Origin of the sequence: Roseibium polysiphoniae (assembly GCF_014842925.1) — a bacterium.
In the GTDB taxonomy this organism is placed as follows: domain Bacteria; phylum Pseudomonadota; class Alphaproteobacteria; order Rhizobiales; family Stappiaceae; genus Roseibium; species Roseibium polysiphoniae.
Genome location: NZ_JACYXJ010000003.1, coordinates 169,037 through 190,325, shown reverse-complemented (window position 1 = coordinate 190,325; position 21,289 = coordinate 169,037). Strand labels below are relative to the sequence as shown.

The 21,289-nt window shown below is 54.8% G+C and carries 22 protein-coding genes; 17 read left to right on the top strand and 5 right to left on the bottom strand.

Annotated elements, in window-relative coordinates:
* On the top strand, nt 1-855 hold the full coding sequence (locus IG617_RS07880) for a D-amino-acid transaminase (RefSeq protein WP_192108693.1): 855 nt from the start codon (nt 1-3) through the stop codon (nt 853-855).
* A 276-nt stretch (nt 856-1,131) separates the two neighbouring features.
* Here the strand turns inward: IG617_RS07880 and IG617_RS07875 are convergent, their stop codons facing one another.
* Entirely contained in the window at nt 1,132-1,677 is a 546-nt protein-coding gene (locus IG617_RS07875) for a YaeQ family protein (protein WP_192108692.1), read from the bottom strand.
* Between the two features lie 247 nt (nt 1,678-1,924).
* On the bottom strand, nt 1,925-3,523 hold the full coding sequence (locus IG617_RS07870; protein WP_192108691.1) for a winged helix-turn-helix domain-containing protein: 1,599 nt from the start codon (nt 3,521-3,523) through the stop codon (nt 1,925-1,927).
* A 396-nt stretch (nt 3,524-3,919) separates the two neighbouring features.
* On the opposite strand from IG617_RS07870, the gene IG617_RS07865 reads away from it, so the two are divergent.
* The 5 genes from IG617_RS07865 (at nt 3,920) to IG617_RS07845 (ending at nt 9,783) form a co-directional block, all read left to right on the top strand.
* Nucleotides 3,920-4,849: an MliC family protein gene (locus IG617_RS07865; protein WP_192108690.1), complete on the top strand. Its 930-nt coding sequence runs from the start codon at nt 3,920-3,922 to the stop codon at nt 4,847-4,849.
* 53 nt (nt 4,850-4,902) lie between these two features.
* Nucleotides 4,903-5,346, top strand: a complete 444-nt coding sequence (locus tag IG617_RS07860) for a hypothetical protein (RefSeq protein WP_192108689.1) — start codon at nt 4,903-4,905, stop codon at nt 5,344-5,346.
* Nucleotides 5,347-5,524: 178 nt separating this feature from the next.
* Nucleotides 5,525-5,929 (top strand): hypothetical protein, encoded by a 405-nt coding sequence (locus tag IG617_RS07855; RefSeq protein WP_192108688.1) that lies wholly within the window; start codon nt 5,525-5,527, stop codon nt 5,927-5,929.
* 614 nt (nt 5,930-6,543) lie between these two features.
* Entirely contained in the window at nt 6,544-8,040 is a 1,497-nt protein-coding gene (locus tag IG617_RS07850) for an ATP-binding protein (RefSeq protein ID WP_192108687.1), read from the top strand.
* 33 nt (nt 8,041-8,073) lie between these two features.
* On the top strand, nt 8,074-9,783 hold the full coding sequence (locus IG617_RS07845; RefSeq protein ID WP_192108686.1) for a tetratricopeptide repeat protein: 1,710 nt from the start codon (nt 8,074-8,076) through the stop codon (nt 9,781-9,783).
* Nucleotides 9,784-10,037: 254 nt separating this feature from the next.
* Here IG617_RS07845 and IG617_RS07840 read toward each other — a convergent pair whose 3' ends face one another.
* Complete coding sequence (locus tag IG617_RS07840; protein WP_209008351.1) at nt 10,038-10,403, bottom strand: hypothetical protein; 366 nt, start codon at nt 10,401-10,403, stop codon at nt 10,038-10,040.
* Nucleotides 10,404-10,580: 177 nt separating this feature from the next.
* Nucleotides 10,581-10,868 carry a hypothetical protein gene (locus tag IG617_RS07835; RefSeq protein WP_192108684.1) on the bottom strand — a complete coding sequence of 96 codons (288 nt, stop codon included), beginning with the start codon at nt 10,866-10,868 and terminating at the stop codon, nt 10,581-10,583.
* A gap of 237 nt (nt 10,869-11,105) precedes the next feature.
* On the opposite strand from IG617_RS07835, the gene radC reads away from it, so the two are divergent.
* Both radC and IG617_RS07825 read left to right on the top strand, forming a co-directional pair.
* A complete protein-coding gene (gene radC, locus IG617_RS07830; protein ID WP_209008350.1) occupies nt 11,106-11,828 on the top strand; it encodes a RadC family protein in 723 nt (240 codons plus the stop codon).
* Nucleotides 11,825-12,091, top strand: a complete 267-nt coding sequence (locus IG617_RS07825) for a hypothetical protein (protein ID WP_192108683.1) — start codon at nt 11,825-11,827, stop codon at nt 12,089-12,091. Before radC ends, IG617_RS07825 begins: the two co-directional genes overlap by 4 nt.
* Before the next feature lie 79 nt (nt 12,092-12,170).
* Here the strand turns inward: IG617_RS07825 and IG617_RS07820 are convergent, their stop codons facing one another.
* Nucleotides 12,171-12,713, bottom strand: coding sequence for a helix-turn-helix domain-containing protein (locus tag IG617_RS07820; protein WP_338109954.1), 543 nt, complete (start codon nt 12,711-12,713; stop codon nt 12,171-12,173).
* 150 nt (nt 12,714-12,863) lie between these two features.
* Between IG617_RS07820 and IG617_RS07815 the strand changes: the two genes are divergently transcribed.
* The 9 genes from IG617_RS07815 to IG617_RS07775 all read left to right on the top strand — a co-directional run bounded on the left by IG617_RS07815 (nt 12,864) and on the right by IG617_RS07775 (nt 21,286).
* A complete protein-coding gene (locus IG617_RS07815) occupies nt 12,864-13,175 on the top strand; it encodes a helix-turn-helix domain-containing protein (RefSeq protein ID WP_192108681.1) in 312 nt (103 codons plus the stop codon).
* Nucleotide 13,176: 1 nt separating this feature from the next.
* Complete coding sequence (locus IG617_RS07810) at nt 13,177-13,455, top strand: hypothetical protein (RefSeq protein ID WP_192108680.1); 279 nt, start codon at nt 13,177-13,179, stop codon at nt 13,453-13,455.
* Nucleotides 13,456-13,618: 163 nt separating this feature from the next.
* Entirely contained in the window at nt 13,619-14,002 is a 384-nt protein-coding gene (locus IG617_RS07805) for a hypothetical protein (RefSeq protein ID WP_192108679.1), read from the top strand.
* A complete protein-coding gene (locus IG617_RS07800) occupies nt 14,002-14,829 on the top strand; it encodes a ParB N-terminal domain-containing protein (RefSeq protein WP_192108678.1) in 828 nt (275 codons plus the stop codon). The genes IG617_RS07805 and IG617_RS07800 overlap by 1 nt, the downstream gene beginning before the upstream one ends.
* Nucleotides 14,826-15,317, top strand: coding sequence for a hypothetical protein (locus IG617_RS07795; RefSeq protein ID WP_192108677.1), 492 nt, complete (start codon nt 14,826-14,828; stop codon nt 15,315-15,317). Before IG617_RS07800 ends, IG617_RS07795 begins: the two co-directional genes overlap by 4 nt.
* On the top strand, nt 15,314-17,389 hold the full coding sequence (locus IG617_RS07790; RefSeq protein ID WP_192108676.1) for a transposase domain-containing protein: 2,076 nt from the start codon (nt 15,314-15,316) through the stop codon (nt 17,387-17,389). Before IG617_RS07795 ends, IG617_RS07790 begins: the two co-directional genes overlap by 4 nt.
* 36 nt (nt 17,390-17,425) lie before the next feature.
* A complete protein-coding gene (locus IG617_RS07785; protein ID WP_192108675.1) occupies nt 17,426-18,496 on the top strand; it encodes an AAA family ATPase in 1,071 nt (356 codons plus the stop codon).
* Nucleotides 18,497-19,478: 982 nt separating this feature from the next.
* Entirely contained in the window at nt 19,479-20,252 is a 774-nt protein-coding gene (locus IG617_RS07780) for a hypothetical protein (RefSeq protein WP_192108674.1), read from the top strand.
* A gap of 617 nt (nt 20,253-20,869) precedes the next feature.
* Nucleotides 20,870-21,286: a hypothetical protein gene (locus tag IG617_RS07775; RefSeq protein WP_192108673.1), complete on the top strand. Its 417-nt coding sequence runs from the start codon at nt 20,870-20,872 to the stop codon at nt 21,284-21,286.
* The last annotated feature ends 3 nt before the right edge of the window (nt 21,287-21,289 follow it).

Genomic DNA, 21,289 nt, shown 5'->3' with positions numbered 1-21,289 from the left:
ATGCGCACTGTCTATGTGAACGGCGTGTATCTGCCCGAAAACCAGGCCCAGATCTCGATCTTCGATCGCGGATTTCTGTTTGCCGACGCCGTCTATGAAGTCACCGCCGTGCTGGGCGGAAAATTGCTCGACTTCGAAGCGCATATGGCGCGCCTCAAGCGATCCATGCGCGAGCTGGACATGACGCTTCCCTATGCCGACGAAGATCTGTTGGCAATCCACAAGGCCCTGGTCGAGAAGAACGACCTCGAGGAAGGCCTGGTGTATCTGCAGCTCACCCGCGGCGCGGCGGACCGTGACTTTGACTTTTCCGAAATGACCGGCGAGCCGGGCATTGTCCTGTTCACCCAGGCCAAGCCCCTGATCGCCAGCACGCTCGCGCAGCGTGGGCAGAAGATCATCCTAGCCGACGACCTCAGATGGGGCCGCTCGGACATCAAGACGGTGCAATTGCTGTATTCGTCCCTGATGAAAACCCGGGCGAAGAAGGCCGGCGCCGATGATGTCTGGCTCTGCCGTGATGGCAAGATCACCGAAGGCTCGTCAAACAACGCCTATATCGTCACCGAGAACAACGAAATCATCACCCGCGAGCTGTCCAACGACATTCTGCATGGCATCACCCGCAGCGCCGTCCTGAAGGTCGCAAAGCTGCACCAGATGAAGGTGATTGAACGGGCCTTTACCATCGAGGAACTCAAGAGCGCGAAGGAAGCTTTCTCCACCTCCGCGTCCGGCTTCGTCAATCCCGTGGTCGACGTCGATGGCCTTGCGATCGGCGATGGCGTGCCCGGCGCAGTATCCAGCACCCTGCGCGAAGCCTATCTGACCGAAAGCCGCCGCACGGCGATCTGACGGCTCCGCCAGAAGCCGCAGACGGTGACAGCTGTCTGTGGCTGCTGAAGCCCAATGGCGGGAGTTTTACCGCCGGGTCCGTGAAGGCCGTGCTGAACGCATTCATGCCCTTGGTGCTTCTGGAGTGAGAAGGTCAGTGTCGGGCCGAAGCTACTGTTGGCGGAAGCTCTCGGCGCTGCGGCACCGCTTCTAAGGTGCGGACATCGGTAAGCCACATCTGATCATGATGACGCCACCGAGCAACTTAAGTCCATTTTTGCGCCAGAAACCCGTGCGTTATGCGGCACTCTTCCATTTTAACGGGGTAACGTAAACGATGCTATCATCAACGCTCACCATCACATCGCCGTCCTGAATATTTATCTGGAGCTTCATCGCGCGGCTTGCCAGTTTTGCCAGTTCACCCGTGTCTTTCTCGGAAAAGTTAATCACTTGAAGGTTCTCAAAACGGGAGGTGCTGTTTTTGATCTTGTCCCACCACATCTCGGCCGTCCTGCCGCCGTAAGGATAGACGACCACCTTGTCGGCTTTGCCGCAGGATTGGCGCATCACTTTTTCGCTGGGAAGCCCAAGGGCCACCCACACATCAATTTCGCCGCTCAGGCTTTTCTGCCAAATATCTGGCTCGTCATCCGTTGAAAGGCCCTTTGTCATTTCCAGATACTCATGGGCGTTTAGCGCGAAAGCTACAATACGCACCATCAGCCGTTCATCCGTCTCTGAGGGGTGTTTAGCAACGGTCAGTTTATGGGTTTCGTAATAGTGACGATCCATGTCGGAGACTGAAAGTTCGACTTTATAAATTGCGGCATTTTGCGCCATGACATGTCCCAAAAATTCAAAGATCAGGATGCTTACTGTGTCTGATCACATTGTGAAAGCAGATAAATCGACCACGAAAAAAGCGAGGCGAATAGGTGTCGTCCAATTGTGAGACGTAAACGCCGATCGCAGCTCTTCCAAGCGAATGGCCAGCGATCATCTCAAACTGAGCGCTGAAGGACGCCCGTATGGCGAATTAACGGGATTTGAAGGACACTGCGATTGTAGTCAGGAACTTGAAAACAATTCAGGCGGTTTTCGGCAAATTGTTATTATCCGCATCTGGGTCTTCACAAGGTCTCAACACCTGCCTGACTTCATCTGGAATGATGTTCGGGCCGAATTGTTTGGAGAACAGGGACACGGGTGTCCGATAGGCATTCGCCCGGTGCTTCCGGTTCTGAAGCAACCGCCCGTAAACATAATGCATGAGCATTACCATACCTCTTGCCTGTGCAGGCGGCATGTTGACCAGCGCCTGCTGTGCAATCTTTGACGGCCGCTCTGAGCAGGTAAACAAGACCTGCATGAGAACTTCAATCTGCGGCACACGCGCGCAGACCTGATCCAGGATCTGATCCAACCCATCGCGATCCGAAACCGCCGCCAAGGCCTCGCATTTCAGGATCATCAGATAGATTTCAAACTGGGATCCCTGCTCACAAAGTTCCAGGGCTTGATCAAGCGCACGTTGTCCATCTTCATTTTGGCCGGTAAACACACGCATTTGCCCGACAACCGGCAACGAGGCTGCCAACGATGTGCTCTCCTTGTGGAGGCGTTCGGCCATCTTGACGGCCATCTCGTTGTAGCCGCGATCTATGAAGAACAGCAATTTGGCGGCTGGCAGCAGGAATGTCGGTTCGTTTTGAAGGTGTGGCAGGCTTTCCGTTACAAGTGTTTCGATTTCATCTTCGTCGTCTTTTCGCGGGTCTGCATTCGACATGAAGATCTGTACACTGTCTTGCAGGTACTTCGTGTGGATGTTTGTCGCGAGCATGATTTTCGCGCGATAGTCCGTTGGATTGCCGTTTACCTGGGCGCGTAGACCCTGGTCGTTCTCAGACCAATGCCCCTTTATTCCGGTGAAGGTTTTGCCCGCCTCGATCATGCCAACCGCAAGCGGCATCTGTGCTTCGACCTCCGTCGCCAGGCCAGTGCGCAAAGCGCTGGAGATTTCGCCCGATATCACTTCAATGTCCGCTGGTGATGCATTGGATGCGGATATTCTTTTTACAAAAACCGTTCTATCGGAGCGAAACAGATATCCGCGAAACACGCATTCCAGTTGGTCCCCGACAAGCACAAAACTCAGCTCGATACCGATCTTCGGCGCGTCTTCACCAAGGTCGTCGGCTTTCGGGCAATCCGGATCGAACACAACCTCCAAGTCGTCGCTGAAATGGTTTTGAAAAGCCTGCTGAAACTGTTGAGCGAAGAGTTCGGCCGAAGTCCGTTTGTGACCAATGTGGCTCAAGCCGAACACGGGACCAACGACGGCATGGCAATCGCGTGGCAAAGACTGGTGTTTCGCTTGCGACGCAAGCCAGATGTACCCCTCGCCATATCGCGTGGCGATAAAAGTCGGGTTCTTGGCATCATCGCCCAATTTTTGTCTTAACCGATTGATCAGGAAGTCGATGCTGCGATCCAGCTTCTCTTCATTTCCATGACTTACGGCGTCAAGCAGTTGAGCGCGGCTTCGGACCTGGTTGGGATATTGAACAAGATACTTGATCAGCCTCGTTTCCGCTCTTGTGAAGGTTACGAGAGCCTCGCCGTCAGAAACGGCCGAGACAAAACTCTCGTCAAAGCATAGAGACCCGAGCCGGATTGTGTGTCTCATGTAAAATTGATTTCCTGCCAAATCACTTTCAGAATTTCCGCGTGGTAAGCAGTATTTTTGCCGATATCAAACTCCGCAAATATTTCTACAACATTTCCCGCTTACCAATTTCATTTGAGTTTACAACGCGATCGCAGCCGTAACGCAAGGGAATAGGGGCAATTTTTCGGTCGAGTGTCAGGACCTCGACCAGAAAAGGCTCCGGCAACGCCCAAAATCGACCCAGCGCCTGAAATCCGACCCCCACTGGAGCCAGGTGTATTGCGACGGGTCGGCAACAGGAGGTGATGGTTCATCTTCCATTCAGGTGGAGCGTTCTAAACGTCCCCAAAGGCCTCTGAAGCAGAGTTGGCTTGGGGTCAAATCTGGAATTTATTGCATCAATTTGGAGTTGTTATGCGCGGTTTACCTGCCTTTCTTTTTGCCGCCTTGATGGTCTTACCCACAAGCGGTCAAGCCTCGCCCGATGTCGACTTCCCGCAACCTGGATATTCTTATGGCGGTAAGGTTCGCGGTGGTCCCGGCATGAACTACAGGCAGATTGGAAGTCTTCGCGAAGGCGACGATATTCTCATTCTCAATGGCACCGGCGCCATGATGAACGGTTATGAATGGTTCCAGATCCGCTACCGAAATGGCCGCACCGGCTACCAGTGGGGCGGGATCATGTGCTCGCAAAACCCCTATCCAACCATCTTTCGTGTTTGCGATGGCCCGCGTCTCCAGACAGAGGCACCTGTTCGCGACAATCCGCCGGTGATCTCACAGCCCACTGCGTCAGCCGGGGCCAACGGATTTACCGTCGGCGCGGTCATCCATTCCGGCGGCAGCTTCACCAATACGGGGAATGGCCAGTGGCAGGAAACCGATGCTCAAGGACGGGTCAATTTTCATTTTCAGGAAAAATCCCGGGACGAATGGTCGGTCTACCTGTTTGATGCCTCCCGCAACGTTGGCATCCAGCTGGATCTCCATCGCGGGCAAGTGCTTTACGGCTTAGGCGCTGAACCCAAAAGGGCTCTCTATCAAATTACAGGTTCCTTTGCCCAAGCGGATTCAGCCCAGACCGGCGGCGAGCTGCCGCAACCAGCTAGTGAAACCACGGTTCGCTACACCTGTGCGGAAGGCCTGCCTCTGACAGTCACTTTTGTGACCAGCGGCAATGGGCATGCGATTTTCAGCATCGATGGTTCGCCGGAGGAACGCCTTGAGCAGGTCCCATCCGGCTCTGGAAGCCAGTACACCAACGGCAGATTCACCCTTTTTGCCAAGGGAAATTCCGCAACGCTGCAGCATCCAAGCGGCGTCGACAATTGCTTTGAATAAATGAACAGCCGCCATGCGGTGGCGCAGCACGCAAATTGTTTTTGGAGAGAATTATGAAACTTGAGCACGCATCACTTTCACACCGTCTAGGCAAGCTCGCGCTGGCAGCCGCTCTTGTTTTTGAGGCTGGCGCAGGAACACTATCGTCCACACCCGCTCAGGCGCAGATGCCCAAGATTATCGTCCAATGCATCGCACCCTTGGTGCCCAATGCGGACGGTACCGATTGTGTGCGTCCAGCCGTAAAAGCGACGACGACTTGTCCGGCTATCCTTGATTTGCAAAACGGACGATGTGTCGAGCCGATAAAATATGTAAAGTTTCGTAATTGCGACACGACTCCCCATCGCAATTACGCTGTCGCGGTCTATCCAAACCGCGTTTACGCCTTGTTTGTAAATGGTAAGCGGCAGGAAGAGCCTAGTCCATGGATTTCAAATTATTATTATCACCCACGCTTTGCAAAAGGATCAGATGGCTACTGTGCAGTGAATTAAATACTTAACGAACGCATGGGTACTTCAGGCATGGAGTGGTGCAACGGGCTTTGCCTGAAGCACTTCTGTTGAACTCTGATCCTTCTCCTCACCAGCAAGTTTTGCAGCACCGTTCTTACCACACCAGGTTTCGCACAATGGAACCTTTCAATTGTTCTCATTGACCAGGACTACCACCATGGGTTTTCGCCAATATCTCCTCAAATTTGCCGTCGCCTCCATCGCCTTGTTCACCCTTTCGAACGCGGCTCAGGCTGAGTTCTGTAAAAAATACAAGCAGGTACAGTCCAATGCCGGAGCGTGCGGAAATTGTTTTATCGATGTCAGCAGCCTTGGTGGGGGACACTACTATGGAATAGTTGCAAGCAACGGCTGGACTGCTGAAGCGCGTTCGACCCACGGCGACACCTCTCTGGCATCAGGAATTGGCAAATGGAGATCTGATGTGGGCCATGCTTTTGCTGGTACCAAATTCGAAATCGATCTTGAACAACAAGGCGCGCAACTCTCAATGACAATGGACGGCAATGCCAATGGCCAGCGGCAGATTATCAGGGCGAAGTTCCAGTGCATCCAACGCTAACGAAAACTGAGGGCTAAGCAACGAGATACCAAGTGAATTGCCCCGAGTGCGGTTTCCTAAATTTAGGCGCGGCACCGCTTGTTGTTTGACACTCAGAATTGGAATTGACGGGAATAACCGGGGTAAGGCGGGATTTGGTGGAAAGGCTTGCGGGTTCAGAGGCATAGCCAGTTTCCAGTGACCCGAGGCCCCGCGCTCGTTTGACACAAGCATCCCTTCGTCAACGCCAAAAATACCGCCCTGCCTGGCGACGCGTCTAAATTTCAAATGGCGTTAAAACGACAATTATTGGCGGTTTATAAGAGCTTTCGTTCCCATCCCAAACTGGTCCAGGCAAAACGAAGTTGGCTCTGCGCGCACGTCGCCTGTCAGCAAACGCGGAAAGTCCGGAATTCCAGCACATTGGCGGCATCAAGCCACTCCCCACTGATCGTTCGAACGTGCAAGCCGAGACCGTGAAGCGGATAACGCCATTTATGGAACTTCTCCAACAATAGCCGAAATCAGGCCTTGATACGCTGACACAGATCTCACTCGTTTCAAGCGAAGGGGTCTAGCAAGTCAGCGTCTACCTATGGTTTAAATCTATCAGGATTTTTCACTAGGGTATTTTCATGGACCATTCGATTTTCTGCGGTCGGCTAAAGGAACTGCAGCTGCTTAAAGACAGCTGGCATCGCCTTAAGAATGATCCCTCCTACCACCCGGAAGTTCATGTACTGACAGCAGAGAGCGGATTGGGAAAAACTCGGATCGTGCAGGAGTTCTACAACTGGCTATCCATCAATGCGGAAGGCACCGGTAAAAACGGATACTGGCCCGACGCCCTCGGAAAATCCGGACGTAGTCTGGAAGTCAGTCCTGCTCCAAACCTATGCAATTCTGCAAATGAAATCAGCTATCTTTGGCTCGGCGTGAGGTGTCTGGATACCGGGCAGCACAACAGCATACGTGACGGAGAGGCCTTGCAAACCGAAATGCAGGCCTTTCAGTGTCATCTAAATTCGTTCGTGGAGCAGGCAGGGAAGCGGAGGAACCACTTTAACAAAGGAGTCGCTACGGGTTTAGACGTCGCAGCGCAACTTGCGGGAGCACTGCCCGTCGTCGGCACACCTATTGGCGTCGCCAAGACCGCTCTGGACATTTATCAACGCTACTTCGGCTCCGAAGGCGGTGTACCACCAGAACCTCATGAAATCGCCCTCGCAGCCATTAGAATTGTTTTCGAACAGACAAAAAAACACCGACTGCCACTCATTTTGGTTCTCGACGATATCCAGTTCTCTCAGGGGGAATGGAGCCTTTCCAGACTGACCCGCCAACTTGTTGCCGAAGCGGGACAAAACCACTGGCCCTTAATGGTCATAGCGACGAGCTGGCAAAAGGAATGGGCCTCAGGCGACCAAACCTGTTTGCTCATCGCAGCACTGCAAGACTCCCGCGACCAGCGGTACATTCGCGCTGAAAATCTCAAAGTCATACCGGTCACGCCATTGCGAAGCTCCGAAGACGACCCAGGCCTTGAACCGCTTGTCAGCGCGCAATTCCCTGGGTTGACGACCACTCAACGCAAAGCGGTGTCGGATCATGCGGACGGCAATCCCCGTTTCCTCGATGAATTGCTCCTCCACCTAGATACGCGAGAAGATCTCTTTATAGATTTTGACAAGACGGGCGCGTTGGAACCTGGGGCGCTAGACGAGATTGAAAAGCTAGAGCTTGAAAAGGTTATTGAAAGTCGTCTCCGAGCCGCAGGACCAGAAGTGTACCAACTCCTCGCTCTAGGGGGCATTCAAGGGATGGAGTTTTCTGAAAGGCTTGCAGAGGAACTCCAGGCAAAATTGAACGCAGACCATCAAGTAGACAATAAAAGCATCATCTTTCAACGAAGCGAAGATCCTTTCGGTTTCATTCAACGACGAGCGTTTGGCCTCAGCGAATTTGTTCAAAGGCCTTATCAAAAGATCGCAGAAAGTTTTATCCGAACGTTTGTAAAGCCTCCCTCAGCCGCAGAAGACGCTTTAAAGGCACTGTTGAAGACTTGCATGGAAAATCCCAACGATCTTGCTGACCAGGAGCTTCTTCACTGCTGCGATTTAACCCTGCAATAATACGAAAAAGATATTGATACAAACGGAACAATTTTGAAGGCCCATGCGTGGGGGCTCGTTGCCGACCTAAAACAAAAAAGCTTCAACTTCCGCGATGCCATCGACGCCTACGACCAGGCCATTGAGCTCATAACCGCCCTCAAGGACACCCTGGGCGACCAGACCACGCCGAGCTTCCTCAATGACCTCGCTGGCGCCCAGATCAACAAGGGTAATGTGCTTCAGGATTTGCAGAAGCTGGATCAGGCGGTCGACGCCTACGACCAGGCCATTGGCCTCATGACCGACCTCAAGGGCGACCTGGGCGACCTGACCCCGCCGAGCTTCCTCAATGACCTCGCTGGCGCCCAGATCAACAAGGGTAATGTGCTTCAGGGTTTGCAGAAGCTGGATCAGGCGGTCGACGCCTACGAAAAGGCCATTGGCCTCATAACCGCCCTCAAGGACACCCTGGGCGACCAGACCACGCCAAACTTCCTCAAGACCCTAGCTACCGCCCAGATCAACAAGGGTACTGCGCTTCAGGGTATGCAGAAGCTGGATCAGGCGGTCGACGCCTACGAAAAGGCCATTGGCCTCATGACCGACCTCAAGGGCGACCTGGGCAACCAGACCCCGCCGGGCTTCCTCAATGACCTCGCTGCCGCCCATATGAACATGGGTAATGCGCTTCAGCGTTTGCAGAAGCTGGATCAGGCGGTCGACGCCTACGAAAAGGCCATTGGCCTCATGACCGACCTCAAGGACGACCTGGGCGACCAGACCCCGCCGAACTTCCTCAATTCCCTCGCTGCCGCCCACATGAACATGGGCAATGCGCTTCAAGGTTTGCAGAAACTGGATCAGGCGGTCGACGCCTACGAAAAGGCCATTGGCCTCATGACCGACCTCAAGGACGACCTGGGCGACCAGACCCCGCCGGGCTTCCTCAATGACCTCGCTGCCGCCCATATGAATAAGGGCAATGCGCTTCAAGGTTTGCAGAAGCTGGATCAGGCGGTCGACGCCTACGAACAGGCCATTGGCCTCAGGAGCGCCCTCAAGGGCGACCTGGGCGACCAGACCCCGCCGAACTTCCTCAATTCCCTCGCTACCGCCTATATGAACATGGGTAATGCGCTTCAGAGTATGCAGAAGCTGGATCGGGCGGTCGACGCCTACGAACAGGCCATTGGCCACAGGAGAGCCCTCAAGGACAACCTCGGCGACCAGACCCCGCCGGGCTTCCTCAATGACCTCGCTACCGCCCATATGAACATGGGTAATGCGCTTCAAGGTTTGCAGAAACTGGATCAGGCGGTCGAAGCCTACGAACAGGCCATTGGCCTCATGACCGACCTCAAGGACGACCTGGGCGACCAGACCCCGCCGGGCCTCCTCAATGACCTCGCTGCCGCCCATATGAACAAGGGCAATGCGCTTCAAGGTTTGCAGAAGCTGGATCAGGCGGTCGACGCCTACGAACAGGCCATTGGCCTCAGGATCGCCCTCAAGGACACCCTCGGCGACCAGACCCCGCCGGGCTTCCTCAATTCCCTCGCTACCGCCTATATGAACATGGGTAATGCGCTTCAGAGTATGCAGAAGCTGGATCGGGCGGTCGACGCCTTCGACCAGACCATTAGCCTCATAACCGCACTCAAGGGCGACCTGGGCGACCAGACCCCGCCAAACTTCCTCAAGACCCTAGCTACCGCCCAGATCAACAAGAGGCGCGCGCTCTCACGTACGCGAAGCGAATAGCCCCGAGATCCGTAGACACCCACTACCCTAAAAAGAGCGAACTAAAAAACGCGATCTCCAAGGGGAGAAGTTCAGTCATTTTGCAGGCTATCGCCCGCAGGAATTGGTGATGTGGTGCGACCCCTAGACAATGGCAATTTTTCTGCACTGACGGCATCTTGCGGAAAAGGTCTTCAACGGTACGATAAGATGGGTTCGGCGGATTGCGCAGCAGCATCGTTTTGGCAGATGAACGTCCGATTTAGGCCGCAAACTCAATTGTTTTCTAACGGAAAAATTATGTCAGGGAACTTTGGACGGATGAGGTTGATCAGGCTTTCGAATTGCTTCTTGTCGAGAAATCGACCAGTCGAGTTGGCGCCGCGAAACAATTCCGCATTTCCGAGATGCATTTTAAGGCCCACAAATCGTTTGCTGCCGTCGATACAGTGAGCATGAGGATTTGAAAGAAACGGGTCGGCGTCGAATTTGTGCACCCGCCAAATCTCGCCTCCGACCCTGTAGTCTTTCTCAAAAAGCCTACGGTCTTTGTCATCGCAAAGTGCCATCTGCACAATAGCTATATCGATATAATCGTCGGTCGCTTCAGCAAGCTCAACGCTGCCACGCTCATCCATCATTGGTAACCTAATCACCTTAGCAATCGTCATACTATCAAACGACCACAGTTGCCGGATTACAATCCTAAATCAGATGACTCGTTAGCTTGGCCGCATTGCCGCATTTCTATTGGCAAGCGAAGATCCGTTCCGAGCCGAAGGCTATCTCCGATAACTCCATTCTGGAACTTAGTGGCTCTACACTTGAAGCTGCCGATTGACTGCAGTTTTCAACAAACAGACGATTTCCGCCTGTGCAACCACCTCGAGCTCGTCGAATGCATCAAGCATTCTTTCCCGATGATCGTCGGCGCTCACTTCCAGGTTTTCGATCCAGGCAATGCAATATTCAGCGTCGCTGTATCGCTGGTCCCGGATGGCGTCCTTCGATTTTGACTGAAACACCGTGAGCTGGCGACGCATGAGGCAATAACGTCGAAACGCCTTCACAAATTGCTCGTAGCTCTGCTCATCTTCAGTTGCCATATGCGTTCGCCGCGCCGATAAAATCTTCTCTCCTCCGGACTCGCCTCACATGGCTATGTGACCGGCGGCCAGATAATATTCTGCGCCATTCCGATTTTTATCGACTCCAAATGACGCATGTAACTGTACGGCAATTTTAAGTTGTACTTCTTAAAAATCTCGTCAATATACACTTAAAAGTAGAGCGATTGCTGTGGGGCTAAAACGGCAGTTGCGGTGTGAGTTGGGGGGCGTCTGGTGTCGGATGAGGTTTGGAGACAGCACGCGACGGCAAATGAACTGCTGGCATTAGAGCATGACTTCAGTTCCAGGTTTGAACTTCAGCTCAGATGCCGAAAATCAACCGCGAACGCCTTAACCGACCTCGACGTTCTAACCCTTCTCCTGGAGCCGGCCTGCAGCTCGGACGGCGCTCATGCGATCGCTCGCCATCTTCTTCTGGCCTTTGGGTCCCTGCCGGGCGTCCTCAGCACAGCACGGCACAGACTTTTGCAAGTTGAGGGCGTAGACCAGCGTCTTGCAGACATACTTGTCATTGCGCGCCAGTGTGCCTTGCGATGCACCCGTGCCGAGGTGTCCAACAGATGCGTGATCGAGTGCTGGACGGATCTTCTCACCTACCTTCAAACAGCGATGGGCAATCTGCGCCGCGAACAGTTCCGCGTCGTTTTTCTGAACAAGAGAAATGAAGTGATTGTCGACGAGGTTTTACAGGAGGGAACCGTCGACCATACGCCGGTCTATCCCAGGGAAGTTATGCGACGCGCGCTCCTGCATCACGCATCAGCACTCATCCTCGTTCACAACCATCCGTCAGGCGATCCCACACCGTCGCAAGCCGATATCTTGATGACACACAGGCTTGTGGAGGCGGCGGAGGTCTTTGACATCTCGATCTATGACCACATCATCGTCGCTGAAGGGCTGTCGGTGTCTTTTAAAGGATTGGAATTGATATGAGCATTCTCGCCATTCGATACCAGCCCACGCCCCGGTTGAGTTCTCTTCCGGGCTTTTGCGAAGAGAACCAGCCAAATGCAGAAGATCTGGATGTCGACGCCCGTCATTCAGAAGTCCTGGTTCAAACGCTTTGGCTCAGGACAATGCGTCAAATGTCGTTTCGGGAGGTCGCCCGGGTCACGGGCACCACCGAGACCCTTGCCCGAAAACACATGGTCGAGGCACACAAGATCCTGGCCAAGCTTCCCCTGAACGATCATTGAGTTTCGGCAGGAAGGTCCGGCGCGCTATTTAAAATATAGTAATAATTGCAATGTTAAAAATTACAATCTCTGATCAACATCAGCCCGAACGTTTGCCGGAGCCTGGCGCGTTCTGGGCTTCTTCCAGATCCTGCGAAATTCTTAGCTCAAGCCAGGGGAACAGCGCCCTAAGCTCGCCCTCATCGGCAGGGTTCCTGGCAGCCGCCACCAACTCATTGTAGCGGGACACAGTCTCGGCCAGATGCGCATCAGAAGGCAGGGTCACGCCCTTCGCCTTGTGGCTCTCGTGAACCAGCTTGCTGGTTTCCTTGAAGATGCCGGATTGAACCGTCGGCTTGCCGTCGTCAGTTGAGGATCCGCCCGGCTCGGGCGGCGCACCGTCCAGGAACATTGGGCCGTGACCGGATATCAGCCAATTCAGGTTTACACCAAAGCGATCAAGATAAGCTTCGAGAACTGAGGCATCTGGGGTTCGCTCCCCGCGCTCGTAGTGCGCAATTGAGTTCTTGCTCACAGCAAGGATCTTCGCGAAAGCCTCACGATCGGGCACAGCGCAGGCTTTACGCACGTCACGAAGCCGCCGACCTAAATCAGTTTTGGGTTCGCTCTCCGGTCTAGCCACAAAAATCACCAAAGACTACATTTGCGCTTTACAAAAGCGCGAATGTTGTTTATCAAAAATTGTAGCAGGCAGCACATGCAGCCCGCGATTGCGTTTTCACCTCGACATAGGCCGTCTGTTTTTACAGGCCGGCGCCGCCGGAGATATCCGATGACCGGAAAACTATGGGATAAACACGCCATCAAAGCCGAATTGCATCGTCAGGGCATGACCCTGACGGCTCTCGCAGAGCGAGAAGGCATTAATCCCAAATCATTCCGGGGTGTCTGGTCAAGAACCCATCGCAAGGCAGAAGCAGCCCTGGCCAAGTTTCTTGGCGAACCGGTCGAGGTTCTCTTTCCGGACCGCTACCCCATTCGAACATCCCGCATTCTGTCTACCAAATACGAAGCTGAGTCTGCTAGCCCGAAGAAGTGCTCTGAGTGCTCTTCCTCTGGCACCGCAGCAACCAAGGCCGCGTAAAGTGGCCCGCCCCGATGATACGGCAGCTCCCGTTTCGGACGCAGCGGCTTCAACAGCACCTGCAGCAACAAGCCGAGTTTGCCCACCTCGCCTGCCCCATGCAACGCCGAAACCCGCTGTCCAATTCGACACGCTGGATGCGATGCATCATCCGTTTCAAGGAACTGGCCACAAGACCGCGCATTGGCGCGAAACCGCCTTCATGCTTGGGGCGATCGGCTGCGGCTTCCTATCGGTTCTCATTGCCACGTCACATCTGATCCGGGCAGCGAGCCAATGAGTGCGCTTCTGTCCCTCAGGGTTTCGCTCTGGTCCGGTTTTCTCGAACTGGTTTCCCTCAAGTTTGGGCACAGTATCTCGTATCCGCCCGCTGTGGGGGACCAGCGCGCCTGTTCTCTTCCGACGCCGAACAGGCGCGCTGACTTCACAAGGGGAGGTTTTCGATGCTGAACCTCCATGATCAGCACGAGATCCTGAACGCAGTGTTCTTTGCCTGTGTTTCAGCGACCCGCGGCGGCTTCCCGCATCTCAGTGTCGACGCGGTGATCGAGCCGCCCCATGACTGGTTCGATGCAGCGCTCGCACGTCAAGTCGTGCTGCACCTGATGATCACCGAGTTCAACATTCCAAAGCGACGCGTCGTCGAGATGCAGGAGCGCTCCCGTGAGGCGGTCAACCGGGCACTGAGCACCGTGAACGCGCGACTGGAGTGCGCGGTCTTCGCAGCTCACTACGGCCAGATCGCCGAGACCGCCGACATGCTGTTCAAGTTCCAGCTGGAACCAGACCTCACCTGTCCCGCTTCACTGAATTTGGGGGCCGCGTAATGGCCGAGTTCAAGTCCCTTCCCCTTGCAAAGATCATTGTCGCTGACCGCCTGCGAGAGATCGAAGAAGATCATGCGCTGGTGATCGCCGGATCAATTGCCGAATACGGCCTGTTGAACCCGATCACAGTGCGCGCAACGCCGCGCGCCAAAGGGGGGAGTTATACCCTTGTTGCTGGCGCGCATCGCCTGCGCGCTGCAGAACTCCTGGCCCTTGAGGCCATCGACTGCGTTGTCCTCAAAGCGGACCAATCCGAAGCCCAGCTTCTCGAGATCAGCGAGAACCTTCACCGCAACGAATTGTCGGTCATCGACCGCGCAGTCTTTGTTCTGAAGTACCGGGAACTCTGGGAAGCCAGAAATGGCAAAATAGAAGTTGGCCGACCCACTGCTGAGAAATTGGGACAAGGTGTCCCTAATTCACTTCCCTTCTCAGAGTACACCGCCAAGCGTCTCGGCCTGCACCCGAAGACCATCAAGCGCCTCAACCAGATCTCGCAGCATCTGCATGCGGATCTGAGAACTGCCGTGCGCGGCACAGCTGTTGCCGACAACCAGTCAGCGCTGCTGAAGCTGGCGAAGATGGAGCCTGCCAAACAGAAACAGGCTGCCCAGGCCTTCGAGCAAGAGCCGGACCTACGGCAGGTGCTTGCAGCGATCGATGATCGCCCGAAGCCAAAGCGGCCTGACCTTCAAACGCAAGCCTTCGGCGCTCTGGTTGCGGCCTGGGATCAGGCCAGCGAGCTGACCAAAGCCCGGTTTCTGGACCACATCGGCATCAGGAACGCCGTGGTGAATGAGGCCTCCATGCAAGAGGCGGCCGAATGACCCACAAACCCAACAAGCCTCATCCCGATCAGTTTGACCTCTTCCAGGAAGCCCTGTTTCCAGTTCGGGTCGCAACGGCAACCATCGATCTCGATCGTTTCCGCTCGAAGATCAAACGCGCCATGGCGCAGGCCATCCGCGAATGCCCCCATGATCGCCCTGTGATTGCCGCGCGCATGGCGCAATATCTCGGGCTGCCAAACCTCTCCAAGGCAACGCTTGATGCCTATACCGCCGAGAGCAAAGCACGCCACGACATTTCTCTGGTGCGGTTCAAGGCCTTTGTCCGGGCGACCGGAGCCAACTGGCTCTGGGACATGATCGTCTCGGAAGATGGTCTGCTGGTTCTTGAAGGCGACGAAGCGCGCCTGGCAGAGATCGCCCGGCTCCAACAGGAGCAAAAGGATCTGGTCAAACAGCTCAAGACGCTCCGCTCGGTGCCCGTGGTGATCAGACGACACAACACCGGGGGGAGCAGCACCTCATGATCAGCTGGTTCTCCCTCTCCGAGCTTGCCGCAGCCCATCTGCCGGATCTGCCGCAAACCCGCCAGGGACTGGAAGCCGTGGCAAAGGCTGAGGGCTGGAGGGACAACCCGCTTTATGCCCGCAAGCGCAAGGGGCGCGGTGGCGGTCTCGAGTATCACATCGCTTTGCTGCCCAGGCCCGCCCAGCTTCGCCTGGCCATCATCAGCGAACCTTCTTCAGACGACGAAGACAAGAACGCGCTGAGGCGCCGGAAGGATCTCTGGAAACGCTATGACGCGCTTTCAGACACCAACAAATCCTTGTGTCAGGACCGTTTGAACGCACTTCAGGAGGTCGAGGATCTTAAATCCGCTGGCCTGACCCAGACCGCTGCCATGCGCATGGCCGCAAAACGGGCGGGCATTGCCACCGCCACGCTTTATGCCTGGCTTGGCCAGATCCAGGGCAAGGCGCGCGAGGATTGGCTGGCGGCTCTTGCACCCAAACCTTCTGCCTCAGAAAGCCAGGACCGGGCCGAGTGCCATCCGGACGCCTGGGACACTTTCAAGTCGGATTACCTGCGCCCGGAACAGCCATCCCTGTCCGCCTGCTATCGGCGCGTGGTGTCCGTTGCCCGCGAGTACGACTGGGGCAAGATCCCCTCGGAACGCTCCCTGCGCCGGCGTCTCGATGCTGAGGTTCCCCGTGCCGTCCAGGTTCTGGCGCGCGAGGGCCGGGACAAGGCCAAGGCGCTTTACCCGCCGCAACGCAGAACCCGCCATCACCTTCACGCCATGGAAGCGGTCAACATGGACGGCCACAAGCTGGACGTCTTCGCGCGCATGCCAAACGGCGACATCATCCGCCCCTGTCTTGTGGCTTTGCAGGATCTTTATTCGGGCAAATTCGTCTCCTGGCGATTGGCGGAAACCGAAAACAAGGAAACCGTGCGACTGACCATCGGCGACATGGTCGAGCGCTATGGCATTCCCGACAAGATCACCCTCGACAATGGCCGCGCCTTTGCCTCCAAGTGGATCACCGGCGGGGCAAAGACCCGCTACCGCTTCAAGGTGCGCGAAGAAGACCCGCGCGGGCTTCTGGTGGCGCTCGGCATAGACCTCTCCTGGACCAAGCCCTTTTCCGGCCAATCCAAGCCGATCGAACGGGCGTTCCGCGATCTGACCGATGACATTGCAAGGCATCCGGCCTGCGCCGGTGCCTATACGGGCAACAGCCCCGACGCCAAGCCTGAGAATTACGCCAGCCGGGCCGTTCCCTTCGAAGACCTCAAGCTCCACGTCGATGGCCAAATCCACGAGCATAATCTGCGCGCTGGCCGGAAGGCTGCCAACTGCGCGGGACGATCCTTTGAAGAGACCTTCGAGGCCAGCCTGGCTGATCCTGCAACGATCGTGCGCTGGCCGACCAATGCCCAGCGGGCCTTGTGGCTGCTGGCATCCGAAGCCTTCAAGGCGCGCAAGGGCAATGGCGAGATCCATCTTTATGGCAACCGCTTCTGGCACCCAGCGCTGACCGCCCATGCGGGCAAGCGCGTCATCATCCGCTTCGATCCGGACCACCTGACCCGGCCCCTCAAGGTCTATGACCTGACCAATGCGTTGATCTGTGAAGCAGACTGCGTGGCCGACACGGGCTTTCATGATGTCGATGCCGCCCGCGTCCATGAGCGCTCGCGCAGCGCTTGGACCAAGGCCGTCAATCAGGAGCGCCGCACACATGCCGCGCTCAGCGCTGCCCAGCTGGCAGATATCTACGCCAAGGGCGCTCCGAAGGACGCGTCCAGGCAAGCTTCTGAAGATGCATCTTCCGAGCAGAAAACACCCAACATTCCAAGATTGGTACCGGAGCTGAACATCCGGACCGCTGTGCACAGACCGCCATCAGATGAGGGCACCCAGGATGAAGCTGTCGAGCACAGCTTTGCCCGGGCGCTCAAGCTGGTGCGCGGTTCCGGCCCCATCGACCACATCAATGACCCGGCTTTTGATCCGGAAAGCGATCAATCGTCAGACGAAGCATCCAATCAAATTGAGCCGAATAGTCTTGCGTACGGTTCCCAAAAACCATGACCGGACACGGTCCGGCGAACGTTAAGGGACCAGTTGATGAACACACATTCCCCAGTTTCCGGGAGCAGCTCCCCGGATGTTGCCAGGTCTGGCGCTGCACCCTTCCGCAAAACCAGCTGGGAGCGTCCGGTCACCGGCCCGGACCTCGGCACGAACCGCACAACCCATGACATCGACCTTTGGTGGGGCCTCGTCGACCGGGTGATCGAGGTCGCCCGTGCAAATGGCTGGTCCATGGGCGAAGTTGCCCGCCGGATCGGCATGCCGAGCGGAACCTTCTCGACCTGGTATTCAGGCAAATACTCCGGGCGACTGGACAACCAGAACCTGGCGGTCGGCAAATGGCTGGATGCCATTGAAGAACAGGCTGACATCTGTTCGCAAATCCCCGCCTCTCCCGGCTTCATGAAGATGCAGATGTCCCAGGAAATCATCGAAACGCTCTCATGGGCGCAGATGACCTCCGATCTTGTCATGATCACGCAAGGGGCCGGCACAGGCAAAACCGAGGCCTGCCGGCACTATTGCGCCACCCGCCCGCACGCGTATCTGGCAACCGTCTCACCTCAGACGAAAACCGTCCATGGCATGCTGGTGGAGCTGGCCGCAGAACTGGACGTCATAGAACACAATCCGGCGAAGCTCACCCGCGCCATCGGGCGCAAGCTGCAGCGCATTGGCAACGGGTCGCTTCTGATTGTCGATGAGGCTCAGAACCTGGTCGATGATGCCATCAATCAGCTCAGGCACTTTGTAGATGTTCACAAGTGCGGCGTGGCGCTTGTCGGCAACAACGAAGTCTATGGGCGCTTTACCAAGAAGAACGACGGACCATCCTATGCCCAGCTGAAAAGCCGTCTTGGCAAAAGGCTCAAGCGCGAAAAACCACGGGTGAGCGATCTGCGCACCTTCATCTCCGGCTGGAATGTCAGCGACCCCGATTGCATCAAGCTTCTGATCGGCATCGGAATGAAGGGCGGTGCCCTGCGCCAGATCGACAAGACCATGAAGCTGGCCACGATGATTGCCATGGGCAATGGCGAGCCCCTCCAGGTCGGGCACATCCAGGCAGCCTGGAAAAACCGGGACGTGGAGGACGTAACATGAGCGGCCTAGGTGAATGCGAAAGACTTGCTCAGAAACGCGTAGACTAACGGAAAAGAGGCGTTTCTGAGCAAGTCTTTCCTGTAGGAAAATCCGTACTTGGTAATAAGCTGCTTCCAAACGGGTATCTATCTAGACGGCGACAAGGGATGCGATCGTCGATGGTCATCTGGGTGGAAAATAGCATTGCCGGCCCACTCTCGCATGGAGGAAACTGAAGCTAGCCAAATTGCTGAAAGCGTCAACCGGCGTCAGCTACATCCGCCGTTTGACTTCAAGCATTTTGCCGAAAAGCCTATTCCGACGAAATTGGTATCATTGCTATCGCGAAAATCTGGCCGATATGCGGAAACGAAAATATGGGCGTGGAGGGCATTGAAGGGGGCGTTGGCACTTCCGTCGCCAGAAACCACCAGCGCGCATTCTGGCGTGTTTTAAGACGTATCAAAATCGATTGTGTTGAGACATCGAGGATTACTCTTGTGCCGCGCCAGTCTAAGCATGATGAGTTCAACCGTTCAGTGTCGTCTCTGCGCCTCATTGATCGAAGCCCTTCGAAAATCACTTTCCTCGTTTGGGTCACACATTTCCGATCATGGGAGCGCGCTGGCACCCCAGCGCCTCTTGTTCCATCCTCCTTGGATTCTTGACTTTTCGGCGACCTCAGAGCCCGCGGAGATTGGATGTGTCTATTGATTAGGTGTTCTATTCCGAGAACCTATCGATGCCGGTTCGATATGAGTATGTCAGTTCGGTGAACGTGCTGATTACGCATACATAATTAATTTTCAGCGGATCTCTGCGCCATTTTGAATTAGCACGCAAAGATTGATATTTTCACCATTGCAATTATGCAGGATTTCTAAAAATTTCTCTTGGAAATGTCGAAGTATGAGGGGATGTGACGCATACGCCTTGCCATGCGCCCAGAAGGGCGTGCGCCAGCACGAAGAATGAGGCCTATTGAGATGAAGACGATAGCGGAATGAGCATCAGGCAACTTCAAGCTTTGAAAATATTGCTCGGCCTCTTTTGGCTGGCTCTTGGCACATCAACGCAGCATGCCCATGCATTGTCCGCGGAGGATCTGGCAAAAATAGATGTTCCATGTGTCAAACCACCCGAGCCGCCCGTCGGGTACGGGCGCAAGTCACTGGATCCTTCAAGGCTTTTTCTAGTCGACCTCGGACCGCACCGCTTCGCAGTGCCGTGGAAATATTTTAAGGGCCGCCCCTCGCCCGATATGAAAAGTTGCCACCGCGAGCATCCAAATTTGCCCATACAATTCTGGATACCTGATGGAAAGGCTCCCGACAAAAATCACTCCATACGTAAACCCTTCCAACCGCCAGATGAATCACACCCTGATCCGAAACCCAATGAATGGCTCATATTTGTGGACTCAATGCAGTATTACGCAGATAGTTTGAAAAGGAGATACGATCCAGAACTAAGCTACAGAAGCACATTAAATAGAATGAATGAAAAGCCAGAATATAAAGATGGTATTAATGTCTATCTTCTGGAGGAAACGCGCCTAATGGTTGATTATTATTACTCAAATGAGGATTATCATTTTTTTTACAGATGTGTAAATGAAAAGGAAACTGATCGACGACGCATGTGCTCGGTAATTTTTGATCTAAGAAATTGGGAGCTTTCCGGACTGCTTTCTCTGCCGCTCGACGCCGTTGGTTTGCACGCAGAGATTATCGGCACCCTTGAGGGCCTTCTTATGCAGTGGGAAGTCGCAAGGTAAGATGAACGCGCTGATTACGCATACATAATTAATTTTCGGCGTGTCTCTGCACTATTTTGAGATGGCACGCAAAGATTGATATTTTTGCCATTGCAATTATGAGCTATTTCTGAAAGTTTCTCTTGGAAATGTCGAAACCTTGAATCTCGTTTAGGCCCGTTTTCAGACTTGTGGCGAGCGGTGTTATTGTGGGCAGAGCTAGTGACCATCGAACTGCATTCTGCGCGGCAGAAAGTCGGCTTTCCGTGAAGAACATAGGTGGTCGCCTTGAGCGTAGCTTCATTGTCCTTTTGAGCGTTTGCGCGGTAATCTGGGGCCGGTGGGTCCTGGTTCGTACCGGCGTCTGTCGTTCGTTACAGGCTTGATGTGTCTGACGACGTGGATGGCAAACCTGAAGCCGGACGTGTCGTCCAGGGGCTGGCGATATCTTGCTCCGTTGTCGCGTTGCTTGCTGGCGTCAGGTAAATCTCTTGTAGCCTTAAAGGTCAGGCGCTGGTCCCAAATCCGCCGGGACGCGATAAACTTTTTTGGACAGGCAAACGCATGCGAACAAACTTGGTTAGCTTATGACTTCAAAACGATTGAGACTTGTCCTGGGTCTGACCGCGGTCACTTTGATGTCCGTTGGGATTGTCCAGCAGGTTCTTCACGTCAACACACTTTGTAAAGAACTCGACGAAAACAAAATTTTCCTGAAGGCTATTGAGCACTATCTTGACACTGGTGGAGCGGGCACCGTTGCCATTCCGGGACAGGATGGCACCTATGAAAATTACCCGAAAGTGCATGCGTCTAGTGCAGAAGAATATCTCGAAAAATATCCAGATTGCTGCCGATACTACCCGGTTGAGGTCGATGGAAAACCGCTTTCTGTTTTATCCCGCTTCCTCGAGCGGCAGTGTGGTTTTGTCGGCATAGACGTGCACATCCGATACCTGAAGGATGGCCAGATCAAGACAGATTTCCCGGTTTTCTCTCGTGTCCGGGTGATCGACACATCTTACCAAATTTTTAGTTATTCAAAGGATCAGTAGCGA